The sequence below is a fragment of the Pedococcus sp. P3_C7 genome, from assembly GCF_056402615.1.
Genome location: NZ_JBFUHC010000001.1, coordinates 675,281 through 686,066 on the forward strand (window position 1 = coordinate 675,281; position 10,786 = coordinate 686,066).

General features: G+C 70.5%; 11 protein-coding genes and 1 pseudogene. 3 read left to right on the top strand and 9 right to left on the bottom strand.

The annotated features are described in order from the left end of the window. Nucleotides 1–6: 6 nt before the first annotated feature. The 6 genes from AC1DS4_RS03195 to xerD form a co-directional block, all read right to left on the bottom strand. On the bottom strand, nt 7–1,089 hold the full coding sequence (locus tag AC1DS4_RS03195; RefSeq protein ID WP_477612995.1) for a prephenate dehydrogenase: 1,083 nt from the start codon (nt 1,087–1,089) through the stop codon (nt 7–9). Between the two features lie 36 nt (nt 1,090–1,125). Continuing rightward, the gene (locus AC1DS4_RS03200) at nt 1,126–2,112 is read right to left on the bottom strand and encodes a pseudouridine synthase (protein WP_477612996.1); all 987 of its coding nucleotides are present in this window, start codon (nt 2,110–2,112) and stop codon (nt 1,126–1,128) included. After that, a complete protein-coding gene (gene scpB / locus AC1DS4_RS03205) occupies nt 2,109–2,777 on the bottom strand; it encodes an SMC-Scp complex subunit ScpB (RefSeq protein WP_477612997.1) in 669 nt (222 codons plus the stop codon). Before scpB ends, AC1DS4_RS03200 begins: the two co-directional genes overlap by 4 nt. Then, a complete protein-coding gene (locus AC1DS4_RS03210) occupies nt 2,770–3,648 on the bottom strand; it encodes a segregation and condensation protein A (protein WP_477613423.1) in 879 nt (292 codons plus the stop codon). Before AC1DS4_RS03210 ends, scpB begins: the two co-directional genes overlap by 8 nt. A 118-nt stretch (nt 3,649–3,766) precedes the next feature. Then, on the bottom strand, nt 3,767–4,582 hold the full coding sequence (locus AC1DS4_RS03215) for a ParA family protein (RefSeq protein ID WP_477613424.1): 816 nt from the start codon (nt 4,580–4,582) through the stop codon (nt 3,767–3,769). A gap of 217 nt (nt 4,583–4,799) precedes the next feature. Then, a complete protein-coding gene (xerD, locus tag AC1DS4_RS03220; RefSeq protein ID WP_477612998.1) occupies nt 4,800–5,750 on the bottom strand; it encodes a site-specific tyrosine recombinase XerD in 951 nt (316 codons plus the stop codon). Between xerD and AC1DS4_RS03225 the strand changes: the two genes are divergently transcribed. Then, nucleotides 5,749–6,372 (top strand): hypothetical protein, encoded by a 624-nt coding sequence (locus tag AC1DS4_RS03225; RefSeq protein WP_477612999.1) that lies wholly within the window; start codon nt 5,749–5,751, stop codon nt 6,370–6,372. The genes xerD and AC1DS4_RS03225 overlap by 2 nt on opposite strands. On the opposite strand, the gene AC1DS4_RS03230 is transcribed toward AC1DS4_RS03225, so the two are convergent. The 3 genes from AC1DS4_RS03230 to AC1DS4_RS03240 are packed head-to-tail and all read right to left on the bottom strand — an operon-like array spanning nt 6,352 to nt 9,659. Continuing rightward, nucleotides 6,352–7,599 carry a 4-alpha-glucanotransferase gene (locus AC1DS4_RS03230; RefSeq protein ID WP_477613000.1) on the bottom strand — a complete coding sequence of 416 codons (1,248 nt, stop codon included), beginning with the start codon at nt 7,597–7,599 and terminating at the stop codon, nt 6,352–6,354. The two genes, AC1DS4_RS03225 and AC1DS4_RS03230, sit on opposite strands and share 21 nt — an antisense overlap. Before the next feature lie 6 nt (nt 7,600–7,605). Continuing rightward, nucleotides 7,606–8,961, bottom strand: coding sequence for a histidine--tRNA ligase (gene hisS, locus AC1DS4_RS03235; RefSeq protein WP_477613001.1), 1,356 nt, complete (start codon nt 8,959–8,961; stop codon nt 7,606–7,608). After that, entirely contained in the window at nt 8,958–9,659 is a 702-nt protein-coding gene (locus AC1DS4_RS03240; RefSeq protein WP_477613002.1) for an MBL fold metallo-hydrolase, read from the bottom strand. The genes hisS and AC1DS4_RS03240 overlap by 4 nt, the downstream gene beginning before the upstream one ends. Nucleotides 9,660–9,704: 45 nt before the next feature. On the opposite strand from AC1DS4_RS03240, the gene AC1DS4_RS03245 reads away from it, so the two are divergent. Together AC1DS4_RS03245 and AC1DS4_RS03250 are read left to right on the top strand one after the other, a co-directional pair. After that, complete coding sequence (locus AC1DS4_RS03245; protein ID WP_477632180.1) at nt 9,705–10,523, top strand: peptidylprolyl isomerase; 819 nt, start codon at nt 9,705–9,707, stop codon at nt 10,521–10,523. A gap of 3 nt (nt 10,524–10,526) precedes the next feature. Continuing rightward, nucleotides 10,527–10,786: pseudogene (locus AC1DS4_RS03250) on the top strand (hypothetical protein); the annotation flags it as partial.

The window sequence follows — 10,786 nt, forward strand, 5'->3', positions numbered from 1 at the left end:
CACCCCTCAGCCGTGCAGCCGCCAGCCCCTGGTGGTCAGCTCGTCGCCGAGCCGCTCGGCAACGGCGGGCAGCACCGAGATCTCCGCGAGGCCGAAGGGCTGCCCCATGCCGTGCTCGAGGTGCAGGTCCTCGAGGTTGACGCCGGCGTCCCCGACGTCATGCAACAGCCGGGCGAGCTCACCGGGCTGGTCGGGCACCAGCACCACGACCACGCTGTATGCCGTGGGGGCAGCACCGTGCTTGCCGGGGATCCGCGCATGGCCAGCGTTGCCCTGGGCCACGATCCGGGCCAGCACCTCACGGGCGCCGACACCGTCACCGTGCGCGAGCACGTCGAGGGCTCCGATGACCTCCGTGAGCTCGGCGTGGACATGGGCGAGGACCCCGCGCACGGCCACGGCGTTGCCGGCGAGGATCTGGGTCCAGAGCTGAGGGTCGCTGGCAGCCACGCGCGTGACGTCACGAATTCCCTGTCCTGACAAGGCCACCGCGGGATCGGTGAGCTCCCGCAGCCGCCCGGCGACCAGCGACGACGCCAGCTGGGGCACGTGGGAGACCACTGCCACGGCAGCGTCGTGCTCTTCCGGACTCATCGTCGAGACGGTGCCCCCGGCCGCCACGGCCAGCTCCTTGACCGCCGCGATCGCGGCCTCGGACGAGTGGTCGTTCGGCACGACCACCCAGGCGCGCCCGTCGAACAGGTCACCCCGGGCGGCCACAGCACCGGAACGTTCGCGCCCCGCCATCGGGTGCGACCCGGCATACCGAGACAGGTCTGCGCCTCGTCGTCGCACGTCCTCGAGCACGGCGACCTTGACCGACGCCACGTCGGTCACGACGGAGTCGGGCCACGCCTCGAGCTCGTCGGCGACGACAGCACCCGCCACATCAGGCGGCGCAGCCACCACGACGAGGTCGGGTGCTGCGTCGTCGTTGCTCGCCACAGCACCGGCGCCGAGGTCCCGGGCCAGGGCCACCGCCGTCGGCGAGGGGTCGGCGAGGACCACGGCATAGCCGGCACGGGTCAGGGCGATGCCCAGGCTGGTGCCGATGAGGCCGGTGCCGACGATGCGGACGCTGGTGGTCACGTCGGGAAGGTTACCGACGGCCGCGACGCAGTGCGCTCACATTCCAGCCGCGGAGTAGAGCTGCCCGACCTCTGCCTTGTTGAGCTTGCGCATCTTGCCCGGCTTGGTGTCGCCGAGGTAGATGGGCCCGACCTGCACCCGCACGAGGCTGATCACGGGGTGACCGACGGCGTCGAGCAGACGACGCACGATGTGCTTGCGCCCCTCGTGCAGGATCACTTCGACGAGCGCCTTGCCCGGCTGCGAGTCGACCACCTTGAACGAGTCGACCGACGCAGGTCCGTCCTCGAGCTGGACGCCCTCGCGCAGCTGCTTGCCGATGTCGCGCGGCACGGGGCCACGGATCTGCGCGAGATAGGTCTTGAGCACGCCGTACTGCGGGTGCTGGAGGCGGTGGGCGAGCTCGCCGTCGTTGGTGAGGATCAACAGGCCCTCGGTGTCGGCATCGAGGCGGCCGACGTGGAACAGCCGCTCGTTGCGGTCCCCCACGTAGTCGCCGATGCTGATCCGGCCGAGCTCGTCGTTCATCGTCGTGACGACGCCCAGGGGCTTGTTGAAGGCGAAGTAGACGCGGGTCTCGTCGAGCTGGACCTTGACCCCGTCGACGTGGACGGTCTGGTCCGGACGGATCCGCACCCCGAGCTCGGTGACGATGTTTCCGTCCACCTCGACCCGGCCGGCGGTGATGAGGTTCTCGCACACCCGGCGCGATCCCACTCCGGCGGCGGCGAGGAGCTTCTGCAACCGGATGCCATCGGGGTCGTGCATGTCGACCTCGGGCGTGGCCCGCTCACGGGGCACCCGGGTCGGCTGGCTCTTCTTGGTCGTGCCGGAGCTCCCGCGCTGGGGCCGCTCGGGGCGCCCCCCCTCGGACGCGGTCGGGCCTCCGCCCCTCGGTGGGCTGGTGCGACCACTGCCGCCCTGCCCCGCTCGGGAAGAGCCTTGGCCGCCGGCGCGACCACGCCCACCCCCCGGTCGGTCCGAGCCGGATCCTGCGGGGCCTCTGCTGCGTGGGGGTGTCATCGGCGTCCTTGTTCTGCGATCTCGTCGAGCACGTCGACTTCGGGGAGGTAGGGCGCGAGGGCGGGCAGGTCGTCGATGCTGCCGAGACCCAGGCGTTGGAGGAAGTAGTCGGTGGTGCCGTAGAGGAACGCGCCGCCGTCGCCGTCGGACCCCAGCTCCTCGATGAGCCCGCGGTTGAGCAGGGTCCGGACCACGCCGTCGACATTGACGCCGCGGACCGCACTGACGCGCGACCGCGAGATCGGCTGGCGGTAGGCGATCACGGCCAGGGTCTCCAGAGAGGCCTGGGTCAGCTTGGCCTGCTGCCCGTCGAGCAGGAACTTCTCGACCACGGGGGCGTAGTCGGACCGGCTGTAGATCCGCCAGCCGCCTGCCACCGACCTGAGGGTGAAGCCACGCTGCTGCGCGGCGTACTCGGCCTCGAGGTCCCTGAGGTGCATGAGCACGTCGTCGACGGGCAGCTCCAGCGCAGAGGCGAGCGACACCTCGGTGATCGGCTCGTCCACGACCATGAGGACCGCCTCGATGGCACTGCGCGCGCCGCCGGGGAAGTCGTTGACGTCGAACGCGAACTGCTCGTCGGCGGCACTCTCGTTCGGCGCAACGACGCCCTCGTCACGCTCGTGGTCGGGCTCGTGGTCGGGCACGACCTCAAGGTCACTCATCGTCGCTCTTTCCGTCGTCGTCGTCCGGCTCGTCTGCGGGTGGTTCCTCGTCCAGCTCGTCGAACTCGTCGCTGACCTCGATCTCGCCCTCGTCGTCGCCCGTCCAGCGGACCGTCAGCTCGCCGAGCGCCTCGGCCTGCTCGAACGCGATCGCCGCCTCGCGGAACAGCTCGAGCAGGGCCAGGAACCTGGCCACGATGACCAGCGTCGAGTCGGCGTCGGCCACCAGGGCCCGGAACGAGCACACGCGTTCGGCTCGGAGCCTGACGCCCAGGATGCCCGCCTGCTCGCGCACGCTGACCTGTGGAGCGTGCAGGTGGTCCAGGCCGACGCTCGGCGCCACCTTGGGCACCATCGCCCTGGCCGCGATCATGGCCAGCTGCTCGGGCGTGATCCCCATGACCAGCTCGGGCAGGAGCCTCGCGAACTGGGGCTCGAGACCCGCCTGCCGCGGTGTCATCCTGCCTGCGGTGGCCATCCGCTCGCCGAAGGTGAAGGCGATGTCCTTGAAGGCGCGGTACTGCAGCAGCCGGGCGAAGAGCAGGTCGCGGGCCTCGATGAGGGCGAGGTCCTCCTCGTCCTGCGGCCCGGTCTGCGGGAGCAGCCGCGCAGACTTGATGTCGAGCAGGGTCGCCGCGATCAGCAGGAACTCCGACGCCTGGCCCAGGTCCCACTCCGTGTGCGACGACTGGGCTGCCTTGATGTGGGCGATGAACTCGTCGGTGACCTTGGCGAGGGCGATCTCGGTGATGTCGAGCTTGTGCTTGCTGATCAGGCCGAGGAGCAGGTCGAAGGGCCCGGAGAAGTTGTCGAGGTGGACCTGGAACGGCGTGGACCCGCCGCGTCGGGTGATCACGCCACCCGGCGTCATCGTCGCCTGGTCCGCGAGCTGGTCCGCGAGCTGGTCCTCGAGCTGGGCCGCGGGCTGGGCGTCCTCCAGCTGCACCGCGCCTCCCGGCGCAGTGGCGATGGCCTCCTGGCTCACCTCGTCAGGCCGCCCCACCACGGGCGATCAGCTCTCGGGCGAGTTGCCGGTAGGACGCTGCGGAGGCGTGCGTCGAGGCGTAGGTCGTGATCGGCTCAGCAGCGAGCGTGGCGTCCGGGAACTTCACCGTGCGGCTGATCACCGTGTGGAACACCTGGTCGCCGAAGTGGTCGACGACGCTGCGCACGACCTCCTTGCTGTGCAGGGTGCGCGAGTCGTACATCGTCGCCAGGATGCCGTCGACCTGCAGGCGCGGGTTGAGGCGGTCGGTGATCTTGTCGATCGTCTCCACGAGCAGCGCGACCCCACGCATGGCGAAGAACTCGCACTCGAGCGGGATCACCACACCGTGCGCCGCGGTGAGGGCGTTCACGGTGAGCAGGCCGAGCGAGGGCTGGCAGTCGATCATGATGACGTCGTAGTCGTCCATGACCGGCCGGAGCACCCGCGCGAGGATCTGCTCCCGGGCGACCTCACCGACGAGCTGCACCTCGGCGGCGGACAGGTCGATGTTGGCGGGAATGACGTCGAGGTTCTCGGTGGCCGTGGCCTGGATGACGTCGCGCACGTCGTGACCGCGCTCGACGAGAAGGTTGTAGATGGTGACGTCGAGCTCGTTGGCGCGCACTCCGAGCCCCACGGACAGGGCACCCTGGGGGTCGAAGTCGACCAGCAACACGCGTCGGCCGACCTCGGCGAGAGCAGCACCCAGGTTGATGGTCGTCGTCGTCTTCCCGACGCCACCTTTCTGGTTGCACATGGCGATGATGCGGGCGGGGCCGTGGGCTGCGAGGGGCTGCGGGTCGGGGAAGACCGGCATCGGGCGCCCGGTCGGACCGATCTGTCCAGCGCCCGCAGACTCGGTCCCGGGCAGGTGGACGTGGTCGCGTTCAGCACCGTTGGGGGCCGACTCGGAGGTGTCGCCCGAATGGGTGGGCGGCGACTGCTCCTGCGTGGTCACCTCAGATTCCACAGGCGTTTCACTCCCGGTGAGTTGGCGTTCGTCGGTCAGCCTCGCGCTGATCGGCACGACCCTATCAGCGGGCACGGGGGTGACTCTGGGCATACACCTCACGCAAACGCTGCACCGTCACCAGCGTGTAGATCTGCGTGGTGGTCACCGAGGCGTGCCCCAGCAGCTCCTGCACGACCCGGACGTCGGCGCCGCCGTCGAGCAGGTGCGTCGCGAACGAGTGTCGCAACGTGTGCGGCGACAGGTGGCCGCCGAGGTCCGCGCGTTCGGCCGCGGCGCGCAGCACCGCCCAGGCCGACTGGCGCGAGAGCCTGCTGCCCCTCTGGTTGAGGAACACCGCAGGCGTCCCCTTCCCCTTGACCGCGAAGGTGGGCCGTCCCCGGACGAGGTACGCGCCCAGTGCCTGCGCGGCATACGAGCCGAGGGGGACGATGCGCTCCTTGCTGCCCTTCCCGAAGAGCCGCACCACTCCCTCCTCGGTGTCGATGTCGTCGACGTCGAGGCCGACGGCCTCTGAGATGCGTGCGCCGGTGCCATAGAGGACTTCGAGCAGGGCCCGGTCGCGCAGCGACCCGGGCGTGTCACCCAGGCTGGCCGCTTCGAGCAGGCGCTCGACGTCCTCGATGCTGATCGCCTTGGGCAGGCGTGCGGGGGGCTGTGGCGGGCTGACGGCCGACGCCGGGTCGGTGGGCAGGTCGCCCTCGAGGACGAGAAACCGGTGAAAACCACGCACCGCGACGAGCGTCCGCGCCGCCGACGACGCCGCGAGCGGAGGGTGGTCGGTGGTCCCCTCTCGCAGCGTCGCGAGGAAGTCGCTGACGTGCGCCTCCGTGATGCCCGCGGGGTCGTGCACCCCCCGACCAGCGAGGTATGCCGCGTAGCGGGCCAGGTCGCGCCGGTAGGACGTGAGCGTGTTGGCGGCGACGCCGCGCTCGACGTCCAGGTGGTTGAGCCAACCGCGGACAGCGCGCTCGATCGCGCTCGAGGGTGGCACGGATGGGAGTCTAGGTGGCATGAAGCTCTATGCAGACCTGCCGGGCCGCCGCACCGTCCAGATCCTCGCCGACGTCGGGATGCTCGCGTGGGGGTGCCTCTGGGCGTGGGTGGGACGGCTCGTCCACGACACGACCCTGGAGCTCGCAGCGCCCGGTCGACAGCTGCAGACGGCGGGTTCGGGGTTCCGTGACCAGATGACCAGCGCCGGCGACTCGGTGCGGGACCTGCCCCTGGTCGGCGACAAGATCGCCGCGCCGTTCCGGCAGGTCAGCGGTGCGGGCACCACGATCGAGCAGGCCGGCACCGACCTCGTCGACGCCGTCACGAAGCTCGCCAACATCCTGGGGTGGGTCACTGCGCTCGTGCCGATCCTCATCGTCGGGTTGGTGTGGCTGGTGCTCCGCGGGCGTTTCGTCCGCCGGGCGAGCGCCGCACAGCGGTTCATCGACACCGCGGCCGACCTCGACCTGTTCGCCCTGCGGGCCATGGCGGGCCAGCCGATGCGCAAGCTCGCCGCCATCTCGTCGGACCCGACGGGAGCGTGGCGGCGTGGTGACGAGGCGACGATCCGGTCGCTGGCCCTGCTGGAGCTGCGGGACACCGGCCTGCGTCCTCCCGCGTCAGCGGGCAGCGCGGCCTGAGGACTCGGTCAGGGCGCGCAACCGGGCGGCGTGCTCCGACGTCAGCGCACCCGGCGCCATCTGCCAGGACCAGCCGCCCTCGATGCCGGGCGCGTTCATGCGCGCCTCTGAGCCGAGGGCGAGCACGTCCTGGGCCGGCATCATCGACAACCCGCACGGCCCTCGCAGTGCGAGCTCGATGAAACCCCACGACGGTTCGGCGTCGACGTCGGCGCCGACTCCGGCCTGTCGACAGGCTTCGCGGGCAAGTTGCCTGCGGTGGTCGGGGAGGTCCCACCACCAGCCGTTGACCGTGTCGTTGTCGTGGGTGCCGGTGTAGACGACCTGGTTGGGCTCGTGGTTCTCGGGGTCGTGGGCGTTGTACTCGTAGGCCGGCTCGAAGGCGAACTGCAGCACTGCCATGCCGGGGAACCCGAGCGACCTGCGCAGGTCGATGACAGGCTGGTCGATGTCGCCGAGGTCCTCCGCGAGGACCGGCAGCGGGCCCAGGGCACCGAGCGCGGCGTCGAACACCTCTCGCCCCGGGCCCTGCTCCCACTTCCCGTTGAGGGCGACGTCGTCACCTGCCGGGATCGCCCAGTAGGCCGCGAACCCGCGGAAGTGGTCGACGCGCACGACGTCGAACAGCGCGAAGGTGCGGCGCAGCCGCTCGATCCACCAGCGATAGCCGTCGTCGCGCAGCACGTCCCAGCGGTACAGCGGGTTGCCCCAGAGCTGGCCGGTCGCGGCATACGCATCGGGCGGGCAGCCGGCGACGGCGTCGGAGCGGAAGAACTGCGGCCACGCGCGCTCGTCGGCGGCGTCGGGGGCGACGTAGATGGGGACGTCGCCGAGGATCCTGATCCCGCGGTCGTGGGCGTACTCGCGCAGCGCCGACCACTCGCGGTCGAAGCGCACCTGGTCCGCGAGGTCGCCACCGAAGGACGTCCACGAGTCAACCCAGTAGGCCTCGCGGTCAGCGAAGTCCTCCACCTCCTGCTGGCTCACCGGGGCCTCGGGGTGCTCCAGCAGGGCCGGTGACGCGGCGAAGGCGGACGGGGACTTGTAGGGCGATCGGTGCTTGTCGGGGATCGACACCGGGAGCACCTGCCACACCGACTGCCCCGCCTCGACGAGCCAGTCCACGAAGTCGCGCGCCGGCTGGCCGAGGCGGCCACCGGGCAGCGACGTGATGTGCAGCTGCACGCCGCTGGCGCGGGTCTCGGTCAGCGGTCGGGTGGAGTCCATGGGTGCTCAGCTCTCCGCGCGGATGATCTGCGGGCGCAGGTCCTGGGTCGGAGGCTCCCACGAGATGGCGTCGGCGTCGACCTGGTCGCCCGACCGGATGTCCTTGACCTGGTCGCCTCCCCCGCTGCCTTCGTCGCCCGCTGAGCCGGGGAACCAGACGTACGGAATCCCCCGGCGCTCGGCATACCGGATCTGCTTGCCGAACTTGGCGGGCTTCGGCGCCACTTCGCACGGTATGCCGCGTGCCCGCAGCTGCGTGGCGACCCGGGTGGAGCTCGCTCGGCTCTCGTCGTCGTTCACGGCGACGAGGACGCACGCGGGGGTGGACCGGCTGGACCGGAGCAGTCCCTTGCCGATGAGCAGCCCCAGGAGGCGGGAGACACCGATCGAGATGCCGACCCCGGGGTAGGTCGTCTTCCCGTCCGAGGCCAGCGAGTCGTAGCGGCCGCCGGAGCAGAACGAGCCCCACGACTCGTAGCCCACCAGCTGGGTCTCGTAGACCGTGCCGGTGTAGTAGTCCAGGCCCCGCGCGATCTTGAGCTCGGCCACGAGCGCGCCGGGAGCATTGTCGAGGCCCGCCTGGATGACGGCCGCCAGCGCGTCGAGTCCCTCGTCGAGCGTGGGGTGCTCGACTCCCAGCTCGCGCACCTGCGCGACGAAGGAGAGGTCCGCTGTCCGGATCGCGGCCAGGGCGAGGCACTTGTCCGCCTGCTCGGGAGTCCGCCCGGCGTCGACCAGGAGGTCCTTCACCTTGGCCGGGCCGATCTTGTCGAGCTTGTCGACGATGCGCAGCGTGCCCGCGACGTCGTCGATGCCGATGCCGAGGTAGAAGCCTTCGGGGATCTTGCGGTTGTTGACCTGGATGACCATCTGGCCGACCGGAAGCTTGCGGAACACCTCCGCGACGACCAGGGGCATCTCGGCCTCGAAGTGTGGCGCCAGCTCGCCCACGTCGACCACGTCGATGTCGGCCTGGGTGAACTCGCGGTAGCGGCCCTCCTGGGGACGCTCGCCGCGCCACACCTTCTGGATCTGGTGCCGTCGGAAGGGAAAGGACAGGTGGCCGGCGTTCTCCAGCACGTAGCGCGCGAACGGGACGGTGAGGTCGAAGTGCAGCCCGAGCTCGGCATCGGAGTCGGCGCGCCCCTCGGACTTGTCGGCGAGCCGGGTGACGCCGTAGATCTCCTTGTCGGCGTCGCCACCCTTGCCGAGCAGCCGGTCGACGGGCTCCACGGCACGGGTCTCGATCGAGGGGAACCCGTGCAGCTCGAAGGTCTCGCGGATGACGTCGAGGAAGTGCTGCTCGATGATCCGCTGGGCCGGGAGGTACTCGGGGAAGCCGCTGATCGGGGTGATCTTCACGGGGCCAATCCTTGCAAATAGGGGTTGGTCGCCCGTTCGCGGTCCATCGTCGTGGCCTGGTAGTGCCCGGGGAGCACGAGGGTGGTGTCGGGGAGGGGCAGGACGACGTCGCGCAGTGAGCGGTTCATCGCCGCCGGGTCGCCGCCGGGCAGGTCGGTGCGACCGATGGACCCTGCGAAGAGCACGTCGCCGCTGAGGAGCGTGCGGTCGACCTCCACCTGGTCGGCGATCCCGTCCGGGACCGCGTCGACGCTGAACATCACCGAACCCTCGGTGTGGCCCGGCGCGTGCAGCACCTCGAACCCGAGCCCCGCCAGGTCCAGCCTCGCGCGGTCCTTCACCTCGACCACAGTGCTGGGTTCGGTCCAGGTCGCCTTGCTGCCGAACTGCTGCTCGAGCATGCCGAGCAGCCCCGGGTTGACGTTGGCGAGCAGGTCCACGAGCCGATAGCGGTCGTCCGCGTGGATGTATGCCGCGGTGTCCGCTCCGCAGACGGGCGTCACCGAGTACACGTGGTCGATGTGGCCGTGGGTGAGCAGCACCGCGGCTGGGCGCAGTCGGTGCTCGGTGAGCACCGCGCGCAGGGTCTCCTCCACGCCGATGCCTGGGTCGACGATGACGCATTCCTCCCCTGCGTCAGGGGCGAGGACGTAGCAGTTGGTGTCGAAGGCAGCGGCGGGAAAGGCAACGGTGAGCACGGCCCGCAGCCTAGCCACAGCGCCGTGCTGCCTAGACTGGCGCGCGTGACGAGGGAACAGGAACGCGCCGCTGCGCGCCGCCGTGCCGTGAAGCTCGAGGCCAAGCAGGTTCAGAAGGAACGTGAGGCCGCGCGCAACCGCCAGGTCGTGGTGGTCGTGCTCGCCGTGCTCGCCGTGGTCGCCGCCTTCGTGTTCCTCGCGACCCAGCTCAAGGACGACAGGACCCCCGCCGCCACTCCGCCGTCAGCCACGACTACGACGACCAGTCCGGCAGTCGCAGGCTGCACCGCGCCGCCCGCTCCCCCGTCCGCCGTGAAGAAGGTCGCCAAGCCCGACAAGGCCACGGCCGCCGGCAAGACCTTCACCGCCGTCGTCACGACCAACTGCGGCGACCTCACCGTTCAGCTCGATGGTGCCAAGGCGCCCCAGACCGTGGCCTCGTTCGTCGCGCTCGCCAAGGCCGGCTACTTCGCCGACTCCCCCTGCCACCGCGTGACGAAGGTGGCGGACCCGTCACCCCTGTTCGTGCTCCAGTGCGGTGACCCGTTGGGCGGCACCGGCAGTGGCCCCGGCTACAGCTACGGCATCGAGAACGCACCCAAGGACGGCAAGTACCCGCGCGGCAGCCTGGCCATGGCACGCACGACCGACCCGAACTCCAACGCTGACCAGTTCTTCATCGTCTACAAGGACACCGACCTGAGCAGTGTGCCCGCGGGCTACTCCATCTTCGGCACGGTGACCGGTGGAATGGATATTGTCGACAAGATCGCCGCAGCAGGTGTGAGCGGAGGCGCCACCGATGGTGCCCCGGCTGCACCCATCAGCATCCTCAAGGTTGCTGTGACAGAGAAGAAGGCCTGACCCGTGACCGAGCAGACGCCCCCGGCCGAAACCGAGCCCGACTCCAAGCCTGACTCCACGCCTGACTCCGAGCCCAGCACCGTCGCTGACGCGCCTCCTTCCGAGCCCGTGGCCGAGGCTGCACCCGAGCCCGAGGCTGCACCCGAGCCCGTGGCCGAGGCTGCACCCGAGCCCGTGGCCGAGGCTGCACCCGAGCCCGTGGCCGAGGCTGCACCCGAGCCCGTGGCCGAGGCTGCACCCGAGCCCGTGGCCGAGGCTGCACC

Bases quoted from the DNA above. Each gene is read 5' to 3' on its own strand.
- AC1DS4_RS03200 (WP_477612996.1), bottom strand. From the start codon at position 2,112: ATGACACCCCCACGCAGCAGAGGCCCCGCAGGATCCGGCTCGGACCGA.
- scpB (WP_477612997.1), bottom strand. From the start codon at position 2,777: ATGAGTGACCTTGAGGTCGTGCCCGACCACGAGCCCGACCACGAGCGT.
- AC1DS4_RS03210 (WP_477613423.1), bottom strand. From the start codon at position 3,648: ATGACGCCGGGTGGCGTGATCACCCGACGCGGCGGGTCCACGCCGTTC.
- AC1DS4_RS03215 (WP_477613424.1), bottom strand. From the start codon at position 4,582: ATGCCGGTCTTCCCCGACCCGCAGCCCCTCGCAGCCCACGGCCCCGCC.
- AC1DS4_RS03225 (WP_477612999.1), top strand. From the start codon at position 5,749: ATGAAGCTCTATGCAGACCTGCCGGGCCGCCGCACCGTCCAGATCCTC.
- xerD (WP_477612998.1), bottom strand. From the start codon at position 5,750: ATGCCACCTAGACTCCCATCCGTGCCACCCTCGAGCGCGATCGAGCGC.
- AC1DS4_RS03230 (WP_477613000.1), bottom strand. From the start codon at position 7,599: ATGGACTCCACCCGACCGCTGACCGAGACCCGCGCCAGCGGCGTGCAG.